Source organism: Streptomyces sp. CNT372 (genome assembly GCF_000377145.1).
On record NZ_KB897778.1, the window covers coordinates 488,200 to 507,154 of the forward strand.

16 protein-coding genes and 2 tRNA genes are annotated in these 18,955 nt (G+C 73.0%); 15 read left to right on the forward strand and 3 right to left on the reverse strand.

All coding sequences use genetic code 11. The annotated features are described in order from the left end of the window. Positions 1 to 36: 36 nt before the first annotated feature. The 3 genes from C593_RS0107410 to C593_RS0107420 all read left to right on the forward strand — a co-directional run bounded on the left by C593_RS0107410 (position 37) and on the right by C593_RS0107420 (position 3,290). On the forward strand, positions 37 to 1,329 hold the full coding sequence (locus C593_RS0107410) for a glutamate-5-semialdehyde dehydrogenase (protein WP_018846663.1): 1,293 nt from the start codon (positions 37 to 39) through the stop codon (positions 1,327 to 1,329). 159 nt (positions 1,330 to 1,488) lie between these two features. Continuing rightward, complete coding sequence (locus C593_RS0107415) at positions 1,489 to 2,094, forward strand: SCO2584 family spore wall biosynthesis protein (protein WP_018846664.1); 606 nt, start codon at positions 1,489 to 1,491, stop codon at positions 2,092 to 2,094. Between the two features lie 116 nt (positions 2,095 to 2,210). Then, positions 2,211 to 3,290, forward strand: coding sequence for an SCO2583 family membrane protein (locus tag C593_RS0107420; RefSeq protein ID WP_018846665.1), 1,080 nt, complete (start codon positions 2,211 to 2,213; stop codon positions 3,288 to 3,290). A gap of 33 nt (positions 3,291 to 3,323) precedes the next feature. On the opposite strand, the gene C593_RS0107425 is transcribed toward C593_RS0107420, so the two are convergent. Then, on the reverse strand, positions 3,324 to 4,457 hold the full coding sequence (locus C593_RS0107425) for a M48 family metallopeptidase (protein WP_018846666.1): 1,134 nt from the start codon (positions 4,455 to 4,457) through the stop codon (positions 3,324 to 3,326). Between the two features lie 188 nt (positions 4,458 to 4,645). Here C593_RS0107425 and C593_RS33275 point away from each other — a divergent pair, with 188 nt between their 5' ends. The 9 genes from C593_RS33275 (at position 4,646) to C593_RS0107470 (ending at position 9,805) form a co-directional block, all read left to right on the forward strand. Then, positions 4,646 to 4,807: a hypothetical protein gene (locus C593_RS33275; RefSeq protein WP_018846667.1), complete on the forward strand. Its 162-nt coding sequence runs from the start codon at positions 4,646 to 4,648 to the stop codon at positions 4,805 to 4,807. Positions 4,808 to 4,863: 56 nt separating this feature from the next. After that, positions 4,864 to 5,487, forward strand: a complete 624-nt coding sequence (gene nadD, locus C593_RS0107435) for a nicotinate-nucleotide adenylyltransferase (RefSeq protein ID WP_018846668.1) — start codon at positions 4,864 to 4,866, stop codon at positions 5,485 to 5,487. Between the two features lie 19 nt (positions 5,488 to 5,506). Beyond that, entirely contained in the window at positions 5,507 to 7,255 is a 1,749-nt protein-coding gene (locus C593_RS0107440; protein WP_018846669.1) for an LCP family protein, read from the forward strand. A gap of 125 nt (positions 7,256 to 7,380) precedes the next feature. After that, positions 7,381 to 7,815, forward strand: a complete 435-nt coding sequence (gene rsfS / locus C593_RS0107445; protein WP_018846670.1) for a ribosome silencing factor — start codon at positions 7,381 to 7,383, stop codon at positions 7,813 to 7,815. A 92-nt stretch (positions 7,816 to 7,907) separates the two neighbouring features. Continuing rightward, complete coding sequence (locus C593_RS0107450; RefSeq protein ID WP_026277449.1) at positions 7,908 to 8,528, forward strand: histidine phosphatase family protein; 621 nt, start codon at positions 7,908 to 7,910, stop codon at positions 8,526 to 8,528. A 150-nt stretch (positions 8,529 to 8,678) separates the two neighbouring features. After that, a tRNA-Ala gene (locus tag C593_RS0107455) sits at positions 8,679 to 8,751 on the forward strand. A 252-nt stretch (positions 8,752 to 9,003) separates the two neighbouring features. Then, on the forward strand, positions 9,004 to 9,177 hold the full coding sequence (locus tag C593_RS33280; RefSeq protein WP_018846672.1) for a hypothetical protein: 174 nt from the start codon (positions 9,004 to 9,006) through the stop codon (positions 9,175 to 9,177). 3 nt (positions 9,178 to 9,180) lie between these two features. After that, positions 9,181 to 9,414, forward strand: coding sequence for a hypothetical protein (locus C593_RS0107465; RefSeq protein ID WP_026277450.1), 234 nt, complete (start codon positions 9,181 to 9,183; stop codon positions 9,412 to 9,414). A gap of 318 nt (positions 9,415 to 9,732) precedes the next feature. Further along, positions 9,733 to 9,805 (forward strand) — tRNA-Ala (locus tag C593_RS0107470). Between the two features lie 86 nt (positions 9,806 to 9,891). Here C593_RS0107470 and C593_RS0107475 read toward each other — a convergent pair. After that, positions 9,892 to 11,487 carry an NADH-quinone oxidoreductase subunit NuoF family protein gene (locus tag C593_RS0107475; RefSeq protein WP_018846674.1) on the reverse strand — a complete coding sequence of 532 codons (1,596 nt, stop codon included), beginning with the start codon at positions 11,485 to 11,487 and terminating at the stop codon, positions 9,892 to 9,894. After that, a complete protein-coding gene (locus C593_RS0107480; protein ID WP_018846675.1) occupies positions 11,484 to 13,046 on the reverse strand; it encodes a hypothetical protein in 1,563 nt (520 codons plus the stop codon). Before C593_RS0107480 ends, C593_RS0107475 begins: the two co-directional genes overlap by 4 nt. Positions 13,047 to 13,485: 439 nt before the next feature. Between C593_RS0107480 and leuS the strand changes: the two genes are divergently transcribed. The 3 genes from leuS to C593_RS0107495 all read left to right on the forward strand — a co-directional run bounded on the left by leuS (position 13,486) and on the right by C593_RS0107495 (position 18,396). After that, on the forward strand, positions 13,486 to 16,338 hold the full coding sequence (gene leuS / locus C593_RS0107485; protein ID WP_026277452.1) for a leucine--tRNA ligase: 2,853 nt from the start codon (positions 13,486 to 13,488) through the stop codon (positions 16,336 to 16,338). A gap of 217 nt (positions 16,339 to 16,555) precedes the next feature. Then, complete coding sequence (locus tag C593_RS0107490) at positions 16,556 to 17,320, forward strand: hypothetical protein (RefSeq protein WP_018846677.1); 765 nt, start codon at positions 16,556 to 16,558, stop codon at positions 17,318 to 17,320. A 230-nt stretch (positions 17,321 to 17,550) separates the two neighbouring features. Further along, the gene (locus C593_RS0107495) at positions 17,551 to 18,396 is read left to right on the forward strand and encodes a DegV family protein (RefSeq protein WP_018846678.1); all 846 of its coding nucleotides are present in this window, start codon (positions 17,551 to 17,553) and stop codon (positions 18,394 to 18,396) included. Positions 18,397 to 18,955: the final 559 nt, after the last annotated feature.

An 18,955-nucleotide genomic window follows, 5' to 3' on the forward strand; every position in this document is an offset into this window, starting at 1 on the left:
GCCGGTCACGCGCTCGCGGCGCACTACCCTGCCCGTATGACGTCGCTCTCCTCGGTCACGCCCTACGACAACCTCTCGCCGGTCGCCCAGGCCGCCTACCGGGCGCGGGCCGCCTCGGCCGATCTCGCCCCGCTGCCGCGCGCGGCCAAGGACGACGCGCTGCTCGCCATCGCCGACGCGCTCGAAGTCCGCACCAGCGAGATCGTCGAGGCCAACGCCGAGGACGTCGCCCGCGCCCGGGAGGCCGGGACCAGCGAGTCGATCATCGACCGGCTGACCCTCACCCCGGAGCGCGTGCGCGCCATCGCCGCCGATGTGCGGCAGGTGGCGCAGCTCCCCGACCCGGTGGGCGAGGTGGTGCGCGGGTCCACGCTGCCCAACGGCATCGACCTGCGCCAGGTCCGGGTCCCGCTCGGCGTCGTCGGCATCGTCTACGAGGCCCGGCCCAATGTCACCGTCGACGGCGCGGCGCTCTGTCTGAAGTCCGGCAACGCCGTCCTGCTGCGCGGATCGTCCTCCGCGTACTCCTCGAACACGGCCCTGGTGAAGGTCATCCGTGACGCCGTCGGCGGCGCGGGCCTCCCGGCCGACGCGGTGCAGCTCGTCCCGGGTGAGAGCCGCGAGTCCGTGCAGGAGCTGATGCGCGCCCGCGGCATGGTGGACGTCCTCATCCCGCGCGGTGGCGCCTCGCTGATCCGCGCGGTCGTCGAGGGCTCCACCGTCCCCGTCATCGAGACCGGCACGGGCAACTGCCATGTCTACATCGACGCCGAGACCGACATCGACATGGCCGTGGAAATCCTGGTCAACTCCAAGGCGCAGCGCCCCAGCGTCTGCAACGCCGCCGAGACCCTCCTGGTGCACCAGGACGTGGCCGACGCCTTCCTGCCCCGCGCCCTCGACGCCCTCGCCGAGGCCGGGGTCACGGTCCACGCCGACGAGCGGGTCCTCGGGTACGCGGAGGCCACCAAGGCCACCCTGGTGCCGGCGACGACCGACGACTGGGAGACGGAGTACCTCTCCTACGACATCGCCGCTGCCGTGGTCGACTCCCTGGACGCGGCCGTGGCCCACATCCGGCTGTGGTCCTCCGGCCACACCGAGGCCATCGTCACCACCTCCCAGGCGGCGGCGCGCCGCTTCACCCAGCTGGTCGACTCCACCACCGTCGCCGTGAACGCCTCCACCCGGTTCACCGACGGCGGCCAGTTCGGCTTCGGGGCGGAGATCGGCATCTCCACGCAGAAGCTGCACGCCCGGGGCCCGATGGGACTGCCGGAGCTGACGTCCACGAAGTACATCGTGACCGGCGACGGCCACACCAGGTGACCGCGCCCCGCCGCCCCCGCTGACGCCCGCCACGGCAAGCCGAGCCCCGCCCCCCGCGCTGCCCGGAGCCGTCAGCCCGGGCGTGCGGGGCGTCACCCGGGCGGGGAGAGTTCGCGCTCCCGCTGCCGAAACCGGCGCCCCGGCACTACGCTGAAGAGCGTGCCGGACGACGTGGGGGGCAGGCCGTTCCCGGACGGCTGGGAGCCCGACGACGACCGCGGGGGCGCGAACTGGGACTTCGCCTCCGTGGTGTTCGACGAGGACTTCGTCCGGGCCGCCGAGATCCATGAACCGACCGCAGTCGAGCGGCTGCTCGCCGCCGCCGAGGCACGCGCGGAGGCCGACGCCGCCCGCTACGGCCACGGCGGCGCCCCCGGTGACGAGGACCACTACGACGGCTTCCCCGCCCGCCGCCCCGTACGACCGGTGGACGACGACGGCGAGTGCGCCGAGGACGAGCACCGGCCCGGCGGACCCTACGGCCGGCACGGCGGAGCACTGCGCCCCTACCGCGGCACCGGGCGCTGGCACCGGCCCGTCGCCTGGGTCCTCGCCCTGGTGATGGGCATGGGCATGGTCGCCCTGGCCTTCAGCGCGGTCTACCGGGGGGCCTCGGGCAACCGCGAGGAGCAGGTGCCGCAGCCCGCCCGCACCGGAGTGGACGCCCCGCCGACCGGGGCGACCGTCAGCGGCAGCGGCAGCGCCTCCACCGCCGAGGCGGACCGGCCGCCGTCCCGCGTCCCCGCCCTGCCGCATGGCCCCTGAGCAGCCCTGCTGACCCCTGTGGCCGCTGATCCAGGTGGCCGTACGCGGGCGCCCGCGTCGCAACGTGTGGAGCAGCTCCGCGTTTACCTGGCTCGCGACGGACCTAACCTGAACGTATGACCCGGCGCGGAGACCCGCCTGAGGGCACGCCCGACGGACTACCGGGCGACGAGGACGAGTACCGGTCCGTCGTCTTCGACGAATCGTTCGTGCAGGCTGCCCGCGTGCAGGAGTTCTCCGCCGTGGAACGCCTGGAGGACCACGCGCCCGCCGTCCGCAGCCTGCCCTCCCGCCGGCGGGGCGGGGGCCGTCTTCTCGTCCTCCTCGTCCTCGTCGCGGTCACCTTCGGGACCGTCGCCTATCTCGGTGTCCGCCAGCCGCACCGGCCCGTGCCCCCACGGGCCGCCGAGGCCCTGCGCATGACCCTGGTCTCCCTCTCGCCCCGCGGCCCCGTGCCCGGCGGCTCTCCCGCGCAGATCCTCGGCGCAGGACCGGCGGGCACCTATCGGGAGGGCGCCGCCGGAGTGACCATGCCCGCCGTCCGCCGGACCGCCCGCTTCACCGAGGACCAGGTGACGACGGCCCTCGCCACGGTGAAGGACTACCTCGTGGCCTCCGCGCTGGACCCGGCCGTGCTCACCGGCGGCGAGGTGCGCTCCGTGCGGGCGCTTCTGCGGCCCGAGCAGCTTCCCCAGTTCGACCGCAGCGTGGCCGCCCCCGAGGCCGACGGCCGGCACGCCACCACCGGCTGGCTGGTGCGCTTCGATCCGGAGGAGGTGGCCCTGGCCGACACCACGGCCCGGGTCCGGGGCACCCTGCTCGTCACCGAGGGGGAGACCGACGCACTGGAGGTCACCGCCGACCACACCTACGCCTACGCGCTCCGGCCCGCCACCGTGTCCGGGCCCTCCGCGGCCCGGGCCGCGTCGCTGTTCACCGTGCGGCGGGAGCTGCACTTCCGGATGGACCGCGACGATCTGCGCCACCACCGGCTGGAGGTGCTCGTCAGCCACACCCAGGCCGGACCGCAGGACTGCGCCGCCGACGCCTCAGGGACGCTGCGCCCGCTGCTCGCGGGGGAGCGGGCGGGGCCGAGCGGACCGGCGGGCACCGATCCCTACGCGCACGGCCCCGCCACGGCCACCCTGTGCGGCGCCCTCGCGCCGAAGGCGCTGCCGCGGCCGGCCCCGTCCTGACCGGCGCCCCGGCCGGTCAGGACCGAGTACGCCTCAGCCCTCCCCGCGTCCGCCGCCGCTGCCGTTGTTCCCCGCGGAGCCCGAACCCGGCCCCGTGCCCGAATCCGGCCCCGAGCCCGTGCCCGATCCGGACCCCGTCCCCGATCCGGACGCGCCGGTGAACCTGTCGCGCAGCTTGCCGCCCAGGTCGCCCGCGCCGCCGGCTATGTCGCCGACGAGCTTCATCAGCGGATCCTTGCTGCTGCGCACCGAGTCCGCGTAGTGCGAGGCCGAGTCGCGGAAGGAGTCGGTCACCGAGGCGTCCTTGTCCTCCGTGCGCCGCGGGTAGTGGCCGTCCATGATCCGCTGGTAGTCCCGGCTGGACGCCCATTTCTTCAGCTCCGCAGCGCGCACCGTGGTGAACGGGTGGGAGCGTGGCAGGACGTTGAGGATCTTCAGGACGGAGTCGCGCAGATCGCCGCCCGCCTCGTACTCCTCGGCCTGGGCCAGGAAGGCGTCCACGTTCATCTCGTGCAGGTGGTTGCCGCCCGCGATCTTCATCAGACCGCGCATGGACGCCTGGAGGTCCTGGCCGACCAGCAGGCCCGCGCGGTCCGCCGACAGCTCCGACTTGCGGAACCACTCCCGCAGGGAGGTCACGATCGCCATGATCGCCATGTTGCCCAGCGGGATCCAGGCCACCTTGACGGCCAGGCTGGTGAGGAAGAGGAGGATCGTGCGGTAGACCGAGTGGCCGGAGAGGGCGTGGCCCACCTCGTGGCCCACGACGGCCCGCATCTCCTCTTCGTCGAGCAGCTCCACCAGGCCGGTGGTGACCACGATGATCGGCTCGTCGAGGCCGATGCACATGGCGTTCGGCTTCGGGTCCTGCGCCACGTACATCGCGGGGACCTTCTCCAGGTCCAGGATGTAACAGGCGTCCCGCAGCATCGTGTGCAGGTGTGCGAACTGGGCGTCCGAGACCCGCACCGAGTCGGAGAGGAAGAGCAGGCGCAGACTCCGCTCCGGAAGCAGCCCGCTGAGCGCCCGGAACACGGTGTCGAAACCGCTGAGCTTGCGCAGTGCCACCAGCGCCGAGCGGTCCGCCGGATGCTCGTACGCCCGGGAGGAGATCTCCGGGAAGCGGCGGCGCTGCCTGCTCGGTACGTGCTCCTGGCTTTCGGTCATGGTGCCCCCTGTGATGCGAGTCGTGCTCGTCCCCCTGACAGGACCCCAGCGTAGGCGCTGGGGCCGCGACCTGACGGGACCTGTGGATAACCTCAACGACCGAGTCGGCGTGAGCGTGCCCGAGCGGCCCGCATACGATGTGCGCGAAGTCTCCGAGCCCTGATCCCGATCGATAGGTCCTGCTGAAGATGAGCCTCACGAGCGCCGCCGCCAACCTGGTCACTCTCGCCGAGGGCGCCGAGCACGGCGGCAACCACCAGAGCCTCAACCCGTACCTCACCGGCATCGGCGCCTTCGTGGTCCTGATGCTGCTGCTGTGGATCACCACGCGCTTCAACCGCGACCGCTGAGCCGGACGCGTCCGCCGGGGACTGGCCGGACGACCGTGCCAGTAGGCTCTGCACGCATGGGAGAGCAGAACGCGGCCGCGGGGTCCGGTTCCGGCAAGCGCCGACTGGGCGTGATGGGCGGGACCTTCGACCCGATCCACCACGGACACCTGGTGGCCGCCAGCGAGGTGGCGGCCCTGTTCCACCTCGACGAGGTGGTGTTCGTGCCGACCGGACAGCCGTGGCAGAAGAGCCACAAGGCCGTGTCACCGGCCGAGGACCGCTATCTGATGACGGTCATCGCCACGGCGTCCAACCCGCAGTTCTCGGTCAGCCGCATCGACATCGACCGCGGCGGACCGACGTACACCATCGACACCCTGCGCGACCTGCGCGAGCTGAACGACGACGCCGACCTGTTCTTCATCACCGGCGCGGACGCCCTCTCCCAGATCCTCGGCTGGCGCGACGCCGGGGAGCTGTTCTCCCTCGCGCATTTCATCGGTGTGACCAGGCCGGGTCATGACCTGACCGACGACGGGCTTCCCGAGGGCGGTGTCTCCCTGGTGGAGGTCCCCGCGCTCGCCATCTCGTCGACCGACTGCCGGGAGAGGGTCGCCCAGGGCGACCCGGTCTGGTACCTGGTGCCGGACGGTGTGGTGCGCTACATCGACAAGCGCCAGTTGTACCGCGGCGACTGAGCCACGGAGAGGGGCACCGGTGAACGACCAGCAGTATCCGTACGACCCGTACGCTCGCCAGCCGCAGATCATCGGCTACGACGAATACGGGCAGCCGGTCTACCAGCAGCCCCAGCAGTACGACCCTTACGCTCAGCAGCAGCCCCCCTACCCTGAGCAGTACCGGGACGCCGGCTACGCGGGCCAGGGTGAGGCGTACCCCCAGGACCAGGACCCGTACCGGCAGCAGGGCGCGCAGGGGGAGCAGGGCGGGTACGCCCCGTACGACCCCTACGGCACGGGCGGGGGCGGCGGCTACGGCGGCTACTCCTACGACACCGGCACCGAGCCCGCCGCCGTCGACACCGCGCAGCAGTGGAACCTCCCCCAGCAGGGGCAGTACCAGCAGCAGCCCGCCCCCGCGCCCCCGCCGGTCGACGAGCCCGCCGTCCCGGAGCAGCGCAGGGCCGAGGCCGGCCGGGCCGAAGCGGGCGGCGACCGGGGCGGGGCCGCTCCCGGACAGCGGGGCGACGACCGCGACTACCGCACCGAGCAGTTCGCCTTCATCGAGGAGCCCGACGAGGACTCCGAGGACGTCATCGACTGGCTCAAGTTCACCGAGAGCCGCTCCGAGCGCCGTGAGGAGGCCAAGCGCCGCGGCCGGAACCGGATCGTTGCCCTGGCCGTCACCTTCGCCCTCGTCCTGGCCGGTGGCGTCGGCTACCTCTGGTACGCGGGCAAGCTGCCGGGCATGTCCGACGGGAAGAGCGCGGAGACGGCCTCCGGCGGCGCGCAGAAGCGCGATGTGATCGTGGTCCATCTGCACAGCACCAAGAGCGACCGCACCTCCACGGCGCTGCTGGTCGACAACGTCACCACCAAGCACGGCACCACCGTCCTGCTGCCCAACACCCTCTCGGTGGCCAACGACGACGGCACCGCCACCACCCTCGGCAAGTCCGTCGAGGACGACGGGTCGACCGGCACCCGCGAGGCGATCGGCACCCTCCTCGGGGCGGAGGTCTCCGGGACCTGGCGGCTGGACACCCCGTACCTGGAGAACCTCGTCGAACTCGTCGGCACCATCGACCTGACGACGGACACCGGCGTCCCGGGCGCCAAGAAGGGGGAGGAGCCCCTGGTGCGCGAGGGGGAGAACCAGACCCTCGACGGGCGTGCGGCTGTCGCCTACGCCACCCACCTGAACAGCGGCGAGCCCGAGCAGAAGCAGCTCCAGCGCTTCGGCCAGGTGATGCAGGCCGTACTGAAGAAGCTGCCCGACGACCCCGGCTCGGCGACCGTGATCGTCGAGACCCTGGGCCAGATCCTGGAACCGCCCCTCGACGAGCGGGCCCTCGGCACCTCGCTGGCGAAGCTCGCGGAGCACGCCAAGGGCGGCGACTACACGACGGCCGTCCTGCCGGTCCAGCAGGACGGGACGCTCACCGAGCAGGCCGCGAGCAGCGTGGTCAAGGACGTCCTCGGCGGCTCGGTGACCGCGCCCGAGCCCGGTTCGGCGGTGCGCGTCGGCATCCGGAACGCGACCGGCGAGGCCGGGGCGACGGAGCAGGCCCGGATCTCCCTCGTCAACGGCGGCTACACCGTCATCGACGGCGGGAAGGCCTCGTCGGCGGGGACCTCGCAGGTCACCTACGCGGACGAGGCGCAGAAGCCGCAGGCCGAGGAGGTCGCCAAGACGCTGGGCCTGCCGGCGGGTGCCGTGCAGAAGGGGAAGCCCGCGACGAACGCGGATGTCTCCGTGGTCCTTGGCTCCGACTACGAGGGCTGACGCCGGTACGCGTCACCGGCCCGTGCCCGCACCGGGCCGGTGACGCGTACCGAACAATGAAGGCGTGCCCTGTCGGCGGCCCATGAGACCCTTGGAGGGACCCGACCGCCGACGAAAGCCTGCTAGTGACCGCTACGGACCGTTCCATCGAGCTCGTCAACGCCGCCGCCCAGGCGGCCGCCGACCGGCTCGCGCACGACATCATCGCGTACGACGTCAGCGACGTGCTGTCGATCACCGACGCCTTCGTGCTCGCCTCCGCGCCCAACGACCGCCAGGTCAAGTCGATCGTCGACGAGATCGAGGAGCGGCTGAACAAGGATCTCGGCGCCAAGCCCGTACGTCGCGAGGGCGACCGCGACGCCCGCTGGATCCTCCTCGACTACGTCGACATCGTGGTCCACGTCCAGCACAGCGAGGAGCGCGTCTTCTACGCGCTGGAGCGCCTGTGGAAGGACTGCCCCGAACTGCCGCTGCCGGAGGACGCGCGGAAGACGCGCGGCAAGGCCGACGAGCACGCGCGGACGACCGGCAAGGACGCGGAAGGTGAGCTGAGCTGAGCGGCACGAACGAAGGGGCCCCGGCGGCGACGGCCGTCACCGCCGACGCGCCCGTACCCGTACCCGTACCGGAGCGGAAGCCCGGGCGCCGGATCGTTCTGTGGCGGCACGGTCAGACCGCGTGGAACCTGGAGCGCCGTTTCCAGGGCAGCACCGACATCGAGCTGACCGCGGCCGGCCTGGCCCAGGCCCGCCGCGCGGCGCGGCTGCTCGCCTCCCTGCGGCCCGACGCCATCGTGGCCTCGGACCTCAAGCGGGCGGCGGCCACCGCCGCCGAGCTGGGCGCGCTCACCGGTGTCGGCATCGCCTACGACTCGGCGCTGCGCGAGACGTACGCGGGGGTCTGGCAGGGCCTCACCCACGACGAGATCGTCGCCCGGTACGGCGAGGAGTACGCCGCGTGGAAGCGCGGCGAGCCCGTGCGGCGCGGCGGTGGCGAGCTGGAGACCGAGGTCGCGGACCGGGCGGCGCCCGTCGTCCTGCACCACGCCGAGAAGCTGCCGGAGGACGGCACCCTCGTGGTCGTCAGCCACGGCGGCACCATCCGGACGACCATCGGCCGGCTCCTCGGTCTGGAGGCGCGCCACTGGGAGGGCCTGGGCGGACTGTCGAACTGCTGCTGGTCGGTGCTGGGCGAGGGTGCCCGGGGCTGGCGGCTGCTGGAGCACAACGCCGGCACGCTGCCCGAGCCGGTCCTCGGCGACGACACCTGAGGGTCCGCCCGGGGCGCCGGCGGCCTCCGGGGCGGCCGGCGCGTGCCCCGGCGTCCGCGTGCCGGGGCGGCCTCGGAACCGGATTTCACTTTCCGGCAGGTCGCAGGCTAAAGTTCTTCTTGTTCGCAGCGCGGAGCGCGAAGAACACGCGGGGCTATAGCTCAGTTGGTAGAGCGCCTGCATGGCATGCAGGAGGTCAGGAGTTCAATTCTCCTTAGCTCCACAATCGGATCCCGTCCCTCCTCAGGGGCGGGATCCTTTGTGCTGTCCCCGCGCCCGGCTGCTGCGCCCGCTCCCTCCGGGAACGGAGGGCCCCGGTGAGACGTCCCCACTTCTCCCTATTCTCCCGGTGGTTCGCCCCGGACCCGGTGATCAGGGGCCCTTCTCCTTCGGGAACGCCGCTGACCTCCCCGCGCCGCCGTGGCAGAATCGGACGGCCGGAGGGGGACACCGGCGGTACCGGAGGGAGCGCGTGATGTCCGCCAGCGGCGAGGAGGCCGAGAGGGCTGCCGACGAGCTGCTCGTCACGGCGGAGACGCGGGCGAATCTCAGCTGTCCGTCCTGCGGCTCGTCCCATGTCGCACAGGTCCTCGGTGACAACGGAGGCGTTTCCTACGTGTGCACGGCCTGCGGACACTGCTGGAGCTGACTGATGGGTGCACACAGGCGGAAATGCGACTGGTGCGGCAGCGGTACGCCCATCGTCAGGGACATGGATCCCGTCAACCCCGAGTACCAGTACTGGTGCGAGGAGTGCGCGCGGGCGCTGATCATAAAAGGCGACCCGATCGAGACCTACCGCGAGCTGGAGGGCGAGCCGATCTACGGCCGTCTGCTGGACGAGCACTGCACCCTCAAGCGCTTCTACTCCTTCGCCACGGCGTGAACACGGCCGGTTCCGGGCCACGGCGTGAACACGGCCGGTTCCGGGCCACGGCGTGAACACGGCCGGTTCCGGGCCACGGCGTGAACACGGCCGGTCCCGGGCCACGGCGTGAACACGGCCGGTCCCGGGCCTCGGCCACGGCCTGAACGGCCGGTTCCGGGTCTCCCCGCGGGCCCGGCGGAGGCCCTTCGCGGACCGGGCTGGGGCCGGGTGGAGGCCGGGCGGAGGCCCGGCGGGCAAAGGATTTGGAGAAGCGCGGACGGGGGCGTTAGTGTTCTCTACGTCGCCGCGGGGAACATCGGCGGAGGACACAGGCAAGGGGCTATAGCTCAGTTGGTAGAGCGCCTGCATGGCATGCAGGAGGTCAGGAGTTCAATTCTCCTTAGCTCCACAGTACGAGGAAGCGGGCCACCCGGTGAGGGTGGCCCGCTTCCTCGTGTCCGGGGTGCCCGCCGCCCCGGGGCGGCGGGCACGCGCTCAACTCCGGCCGCTGCCCAGGGCCTTGCGGTTGCTGCTCGGCAGCGCCGGACGGGACGACGGCTCCGGCGCCCCCGCGGTCGCCACCTGCTCGATCCGCATCGCCAGCGCCGGGCAGCGGCGCACGGCCCGCTGCGCCCGCCCGCGCATGTGCGTCGGAACCACCGCGTCCGCGACCGACGGGAAGCCGTCCGGGTTCAGCCGGATCAGCTCCGGGACGATGTCCGCGCAGAGACCGTGGCCCTGGCAGAGGGTCCAGTCGATGAAGACCTTCTCCCCGCTGGGGATGGACTCCTCGGCCTCCTCGTAGCCCGGCAGGGGAAGCGGCAGCACACCGGTCGTGGGGCGTCCGCAGCCGCCGTGCAGGACATGCGCGGCGAGGTCGTCCGTGAAGGCCGAGAGGGTCGAGGAGAAGAAGCGGGCGCTGCCGTCCGGGTGCTTGCACGCGCCCCGGCCCTTCACCGCCTGCGTCACCTCCCGCAGGGCCTCCAGGGCCGCGGGACCGCCGCCGTTGATGACGTCGGCCAGCCCGCCCGCGGCGGCCGGCAGGCCCAGTTTGCAGGGGCCGCACTGGCCGGCGGTCTCCGCCGCCAGCCAGTTCGCCACCCGCAGGGACTCGCCGAGCGGACAGGTCTCCGGGCCGATCGGCAGGATCGCCCCGGCCCCCAGGGCGCCCCCCACGGACGCCAGGGACGCCTTGGAAACCACCGCCTCGTGGACGGCCGCGGCGTCGATCCAGTTGCCGTGGTAGCCGCCGGTCAGCACCCCTTGGGGGAGCGGCGGCGCGCCCGCGAGCTGGAGGACGTAGCGCAGTGGGACACCGGTCGGGACCTCGACGACCATCGGCCGCGCGACCGCCCCGGAGATCGTCAGCATCACCGTGCCGGGCTCGGAGTCCAGGCCGGTGTGGGCGTAGCGCCGGGAGCCGACCCGGGCGGCGACCGCGAGCTGGGCGAAGGTCTCGGCGTTCGACAGCAGGGTCGGCGCGCCGCCGACCCCGGACTCGGCGGCGCGCACCCGGCGGCCGGGCGGCAGCGCGGGCCCGCCGTTGACCGCGCGGATCACGGAGGACGCCTCGCCGGAGACCATCCTTTCCGGGGTGCGCACCACACGCGCCCGCAGCTGCTGGCCGCGCCGGTCGGAGAGGCCGCGCTCGGCGAGGGCCGCGCGCATGGAGATCTCCGTGGAGTTCCGCGTCACCGCGACCACCAGGGTGCGCGCGCCGAGGGCCTCGGCGGCCAGCAGCGCGCCGTCCAGGATCAGGTGCGGCGCCCGGTTGAGAAGGACGGTGTCCTTGCGGCAGGCGGGTTCCCCCTCGCTGCCGTTCACCACGACGACCGGCCGGATGCCGCGGCGGATCGCCGACTTGGCGACCGCGCGCAGTTTCTTGCCGAACGGGAAGCCCGCCCCGCCCCGGCCGGTCAGGGATATCTCCTCGGCGAGCTGGGCGAGCCGCTCGCCGCTGACCGGCTCCAGCGGCCCGTGGACCTTCAGATGCATCTGGAGGTCGAGCCGTTCGACCAGGTCGAAACCCTGCGTCAGTTGCGGGAGGCCGACGACGCGGACCTCGGGGACGTCAGGGAGGGGGGCGTTCACGGTCGTTCTCCTGCGGGTGCGTTCCAGGGCTCCCCGGCCGGCGGCTGGTAGAGCGGTCCCGGCATGGCCGCCGTGTCGTCGGCGGCCCCGGCCGTCGGGGCGGCGGGGTACGGGGAGTTCGGGTCGTAGGCGGGGCCGCCGCCGGGCTGGTACGGGGATCCGGGCGGGTACGGGGACGGGGCGCCGGCGGCGGGGTCGTGGGGCGGGTAGCCGCCCGTGTCGCCGAGGTCGCCGGGCGTGCCGTAGGCGGGCTGCGCGTCGTAGGACGGGGGAGGGTCGAACAGCGGCGGGGGCGGGGTGTCGTACAGCGGGGCCTCGGTCCGCTGGGCCTGCGCGGGGGGCGGCGGGGAAGGGGTGGGCCAGGAGCCGGGCGCCGGGCCGGACTCCGTGACCACGGGTATCTCCTCGGTCATCGGAACCCGCTCCGCGAGCGGGGCGGACGGGTCCCCGGCCAGGGACACCGCGCGGTACGCGGCCGCCATCCCCGGCGCGCGGCCGCCGCCGGGCAGCACGGAGGGGTCGGCCTCCGATGGCGGGGGCACCTCGTAGAGCTGCGGCGAGGGCGCGGCGAGCCGTGGGGCCTGCGTGCGGCCGCCGCCCAGCGGAGGGGCATCGTCCGCGTAGGGGCGCTGCTGGGGGATGCCGCCGCCCGGCGGTTCCCCGGCCGGCCGGTCCATACGGTCCATACGGTCCATGCCAGCGGGTACGCGCCCGCGGCGCCCAGCGTTCATTCCGGCAGCGGCGTTCATGCCGGCCGCGGTGTTCATGCCGGCCGCCGTGCCCATGCCGGAGGTGCCGGGGAGCGGGGAGCGGGTCATGTCGCGCTGTGCCTGCTCCTCCGCGGACGGCGGCCGGACGGCGCCGCCGCCGGTCAGGGCGAGGATCCGGCCGGCGATCTGGCGCTGCATCGGCCGGGGCAGCAGCCGTACCGCCACGGCGGCGGCGACACCGGCGAGGGCCAGGCAGTACATGGCGACGACCCAGCCGGCGGCGGGGCGACCCGCGTAGAGTCCGTGCATCAGGGCGAAGCACCAGGCCGGATAGGCCAGCATATGGAGCGGCCGCCAGCGGCCGGCGACCTTGCTGTTGCCGGCGAGCGCGCTGCGCAGGGCGCCCGTCGTGGCCGCGACGACCATCAGCAGGCCGGCCAGCGAGCCGAAGCCGATCAGCGCCGAGGCGCCGGTGACGCCCAGGCTGAAGGGGATCAGCGCGCCGACCAGCGCGACGTGCCCGAGCGAGACCTTCACGGTGGCGTGCAGCAGCAGGAAGCCGAGCGAGGCCACCGCCGTGGTCCGGTGGATGCCCTGGGCGAGCAGCCGGTGCCGCGGGGCGAGCAGCACCCGGTCGGTGGCGAGCAGCCCCCAGGCGACGGAGGCGGTCAGCGACACCAGGGACAGGACCCCGGTGGTGAAGTCGAGCGCGGCGCGGAAGTCGTCGCTGCCGAGGACGGCCAGTAGCGGGATGAGGACGAGTGCGGCCGCGTAGAGGCCGCCCTGGACGGGGCGGCTGAGTCCTGGCCCGGGGCCCGGCGACAGTCGCTGTTTGAGACGAGGGTTCATGGGGCGACTCCGAATGGTGCGGGAAAGCGGTCCCGTTGACGCACTCTAGGTCGACCCATACCGCGTGGTAGCGGGTTTCGGCGTTATCTGAGGTGAAGGAGCGCCAAGTGACCCGGGGGTTGCCCTGGATCCGGCCGATACGCGGAGTAATGCCCTCCGCAGGGTTGGGCCGGGGGCGGGACGGGTGGGGCGCGGCCCCGGCCACCGGGCGCATGCGGCCCGTTCCCCGGCTGCGGTACCCTGACGCCATGCGTGCCGTACGCCTTCTGCTTAGCGAGCCGCGCTGACCACTCCCGACGGATGACGGAAAACGTCGGAACCAGCGCGGCGTCCCCTCCTGTGCGAGGGGATTTTTCATTTCACCGGATCACCGGACGACCGGCCGGAGCGGATGAATCGCGGCAGCCGGCAGAGACGATCGATGGAGCTTTCAAGGATCATGAGCGAGACGAACTCTGCTGCCGAGGCGGCAGCCCCGCATCGTTACACGGCTGCCATGGCGGCCGACATCGAGGCACGCTGGCAGGACTTCTGGGACGCGGACGGCACCTACGAGGCGCCCAACCCGAGCGGTGACCTGGCCGGGGACCCGGCCGTCGCGGCCCGGCCCGCGAAGTTCATCATGGACATGTTCCCGTACCCCTCGGGCGCGGGTCTGCACGTAGGCCATCCCCTGGGCTACATCGCCACCGACGTCTTCGCGCGCCACCAGCGGATGACCGGCCACAACGTCCTGCACACCCTGGGCTTCGACGCCTTCGGCCTGCCCGCCGAGCAGTACGCGGTGCAGACCGGCACCCACCCCCGGGTCTCCACCGAGGCCAACATCGTCAACATGAAGGCGCAGCTGCGCCGGCTGGGCCTGGGCCACGACAAGCGCCGCTCCTTCGCCACGATCGACCCGGACTACTACCGCTGGACCCAGTGGATCTTCCTGCAGATCTTCAACTCCTGGTACGACACGGAGGCGAAGAAGGCCCGCCCGATCGCCGAGCTGGTCGAGCAGTTCGAGAACGGCTCCCGCGAGCTGCCCGGCGGGCGCGCCTGGGCCGAGCTGACCTCCGGTGAGCGCGCCGACGTCCTGGGCGAGTACCGCCTGGCGTACGCCTCCGACGCGCCCGTCAACTGGTGCCCGGGCCTGGGCACCGTGCTGGCGAACGAGGAGGTCACCTCCGACGGCCGCTCCGAGCGCGGCAACTTCCCCGTCTTCAAGGCGAAGCTGCGCCAGTGGAACATGCGCATCACCGCCTACGCGGACCGCCTGCTGGACGATCTGGACGCGCTGGACTGGCCCGAGGCCATCAAGCTGCAGCAGCGCAACTGGATCGGGCGCTCCGAGGGCGCCCGCGTCGACTTCGCCGTCGACGGCCGCCCCGACGCGGCGATCACCGTCTTCACCACCCGCCCCGACACCCTGTTCGGCGCCACCTACATGGTGCTGGCCCCCGAGCACGGCCTGATCGACTCGATCCTGCCCGCCGCGTGGCCCGAGGGCGTCCCCGAGGCGTGGACCGGCGGTGCCGCGACCCCGGCCGAGGCCGTCGCCGCGTACCGCAAGCAGGCGCAGACCAAGTCCGACGTCGAGCGGCAGACCGAGCACAAGGACAAGACCGGCGTCTTCTCCGGCGCCCACGCGGTCAACCCGGTCACCGGCGAGCGCGTGCCCGTCTTCGTCGCCGACTACGTGCTGATGGGCTACGGCACCGGCGCGATCATGGCCGTCCCCGGACAGGACGAGCGGGACTGGGAGTTCGCCGAGGCCTTCGGCCTGCCCGTGGTCCGCACCGTGCAGCCGCCCGAGGGCTGGGAGGGCGAGGCGTACACCGGCCAGGGCCCGGCGATCAACTCCGCCAACGACGAGATCTCGCTGAACGGCCTGGACGTGGCCGAGGCCAAGAGCCGCATCATCGAGTGGCTGGTCGCCCGGGGCGTCGGCGAGGGCACCATCAACTTCCGCCTGCGCGACTGGCTGTTCAGCCGCCAGCGCTACTGGGGCGAGCCCTTCCCGATCGTCTACGACGAGGACGGCATCGCCCACGCGCTGCCCGAGTCCATGCTGCCGCTGGAGCTGCCGGAGGTCGACGACTACTCGCCGCGCACCTTCGAGCCGGACGACGCGGACACCCAGCCGGAGACGCCCCTGTCCCGCAACGAGGACTGGGTCAACGTCACCCTGGACCTGGGCGACGGGCCGAAGAAGTACCGCCGCGAGACCAACACCATGCCCAACTGGGCCGGTTCCTGCTGGTACGAGCTGCGCTACCTGGACCCGCACAACAGCGACAAGCTGGTCGGCCCCGAGATCGAGCACTACTGGATGGGCCCGCGGGACGGCAAGCCGCACGGCGGTGTCGACCTGTACGTCGGCGGCGCCGAGCACGCCGTGCTGCACCTGCTGTACGCGCGCTTCTGGTCCAAGGTCCTGTTCGACCTGGGACATGTCTCCTCCGCCGAGCCGTTCCACAAGCTGTACAACCAGGGCATGATCCAGGCGTACGTGTACCGGGACAGCCGCGGGTTCCCGGTGGCGGCGGCCGAGGTCGAGGAGCGGGACGGCGCGTTCTTCTTCGAGGGCGAGCCGGTCAAGCGCGAGCTGGGCAAGATGGGCAAGTCCCTGAAGAACGCGGTCACGCCCGACGAGATCTGCGCCGAGTACGGCGCCGACACCCTGCGCCTGTACGAGATGGCGATGGGCCCGCTGGACGTCTCCCGCCCGTGGGACACCCGCGCGGTCGTCGGCCAGTACCGGCTGCTGCAGCGGCTGTGGCGCAACATCGTCGACGAGTCGACCGGCGAGGTCACCGTCGTCGACACCGAGCCGGACGAGGACACCCTGCGCGCCCTGCACAAGGCGATCGACGGGGCCGGCCAGGACCTTGCCGCGATGCGGTTCAACACGGCGATCGCGAAGATCACCGAGCTGAACAACCACCTGACCAAGGGCGGTGCCCCGCTGTCCCGGTCGGTCGCCGAGCGCCTGGTGCTGCTGATCGCGCCGCTGGCCCCGCACATCGCGGAGGAGCTGTGGCACCGGCTGGGTCACACCGGCTCCGTGGTGCACGCGGACTTCCCGGTGGCCGACCCGGCGTACGTGGTCGACGAGACCGTGACCTGCGTCGTCCAGATCAAGGGCAAGATCAAGGCCCGCCTGGAGGTGCCGCCGTCGATCACGGACGAGGAGCTGGAGAAGCTGGCACTGGGTGACGAGGCGGTCGTGGCGGCGCTGGGCGGCGCCGGGATCCGCAAGGTGATCGTCAGGGCGCCGAAGCTGGTCAACATCGTGCCGGCGTAGGTTCCGCCGGGGGTTCGAGGCCGGGGGCGCGGGCGGGGCAGTCAACACGGCGCCCGCGCAACGGGCCAGGAGAGTGCCCCGGGACACCCCTTAAGGGCAGGTTGGGGGTTCCGCTGGAACCCTCGGCCTGCCCTTTCCGTTTACCGTGGGAGAAGAACAGCCGCGGGATTCCGTTGCGGGCGCCGCGGCGGGACCGTAGTCGACGCCGGAGGGGTCCATGGAGAGTTTCGTCGTGATTCTGGCGGTGCTCTTCCTCGCCATGGTGGCCCTCGGGGTCTACGCGGGCGTGAAGGCGGTGGGCGCGGCGAAGCGCGGAGTCGAGCGCACGGTGAACCAGGCCCGTCGCACGGTCGAGGACACCACCCTGCGCGCCCGCACCTACGGGCAGCCCGGCCCGGCGGGCGAGCTGGCCCAGTTGCGGCTGTCCCTGCGCACCTCGATGCGCGCCACCCAGGACGCGCTGGAGGCGGGCGTGGCCGAGGACGCCTCGCTGTCGGAGTCGCTGGACCTCTTCCGCCGCCTCAGCGCGCACGGCCACGAACTGGACGCCGACCTCAAGCGCCTGGAGCGCGAGCCCGACCGTGCGAAGGTCGCCTCGCTCCTGCCCGAGCTGCGTGAGCGCACCGAGCGGGTCACCCATTCCTCGGACGCGCTCCGCTGGGCGGCCCGGGACCGGGCGCAGCGCTTCGCCGCCGACGACCTCGACTCGCTGAGCTCGCAGATCGACATGGAGGCGGGGGCGCTGCGCCACTGGTCGCAGGAGGGGGCTGCGCAGGCGGACGCGTCCTCGGCACAGGGCGCCGGCCGCACGGCGTCCTGGCCCGGGGCCGGGGCGGCCGACGGGGCAGCGGGCGGGCCCGCGCGATCCGCGGAGGGCGGTGGGGGGCCCGCCGAGGGGCAGCCCCAGGCGATCACGGCGCCCGACCCGCGGCTGAACACCTACTCCTGGCAGAAGTCCCCGCGTCCCGAGACCACGAACTGAGCCGGGGCTGCGAACCGGGCCCAGGCCGCGACCGAGCCGTGACTGCGAACCGGGCCCAGACCGCGACCGAGCCGTGACTACGAACTGAGCCGAGGCTCCGAACTTGGCGGGACCGCGGCTGAGCCCAGGCCACGAACCGAGCCGCGACCGCGGGCCGAGCGGAGTGCCCGGCGGGGGCGGGAGGGGCCCTGGGCTGCCGTCCGGCGCGCCCGGAGGGTAACCTCCCGCTCATGTCCCGCCATGTCGCGATCGTCACCGATTCCACGGCCTACCTGCCGGCCCCGGCGATGGAGCGGCACGGCATCACCGCGGTGCCGCTGACCGTCGTCCTCGGTGACCAGGCACTGGAGGAGGGCACCGAGATCTCGGCGCGCTCGCTGGCCGCGGCCCTGCAGAAGCGCCGCCCGGTGACCACCTCACGCCCGAGCCCGGAGACCTTCGCCCGCGCGTACCGAGCGAGGGCCGAGGCCGGGGCGAGCGCGATCGTCTCCCTGCACCTGTCGTCGGAGTTCTCCGGCACCTACGACGCCGCCGTCCTCGCGGCGAAGGACGCGCCCGTGCCGGTCCGTGTCGTGGACACCGGCATGGTCGCCATGGCCCTCGGGTTCTGCGCCCTGGCGGCGGCCGAGGTGGCCGAGGCGGGCGGCTCGCTGGACGAGGCGGTCGCGGCGGCGGAGAAGCGTGCCGAGGGCACCTCCGCCTACTTCTACGTCGACACCCTGGACTTCCTGCGGCGCGGCGGCCGGATCGGGGCGGCGCAGGCCCTCCTGGGGTCGGCGCTCGCGGTCAAGCCGCTGCTGACCCTGGAGGACGGCCGGATCGGGCCGCTGGAACGTGTGCGCACCGCCTCCCGGGCCATCGCGCGGCTGGAGGAGATCGCGGCGGAGCGGGCGGGGACCGCGCCCGTGGACATCGCGGTGCATCACCTGGCGGCCCCGGACCGGGCGGCGGTGCTCGCCGACCGGCTGCGGGACCGGGTCATCGGCCTGGCGGACCTGCACGTCAGCGAGGTGGGAGCGGTGATCGGCGCGCACACCGGTCCGGGACTGCTCGCGGTCGTGGTCTCCTCGCGTTGAAGCGTTGAAGCGTTGAAGAGGAAGAGTCGGTGCGCTGAGGCGCTGAGGGTTGAGGCCACAAGGGGTGGGCGGGCGGTTTTGTTCACTTGTGTGAGTGAGCGGGATATCCACAAGGGCCTGGTTATCCACGGGATTTGACGCAGCTCAGCGGGGTTCGGGGGCGCTCCCTAGCGTTCTCGGCATGACCTTTCGCAGCTCTTTCGCAACCAGTGGTCCCGGTCGTCCGCACGCTTCCGACGGCCGTGCCCGGCACCGTCATGGGCGCCTCGCCCCGCTGCGCAGGCCGACCGGCCGCCATCGCGCGGGCGCGGGCGGCGGCGGACCGGGCCCCGCGCCGGACCCGGGGCTGGGCACGTCGTCCGACGAACTCGGCCCGGGCGGGCCTTTCGCGGGCTGGCCGCGCGGGGCCTCCCTGGGCATCGCCAACGACGACCCGGAGGACGACGGGGACGGGGCGCGTGGGCGCGGTGGGCCTGTGCGGAGCACGTCGCAGGTGTCGGCGGGCCCGCGCCCCGGCCGGGGTGCCGCGCCGCCCGTGACCGCCTCGCGCCGCCGTGCC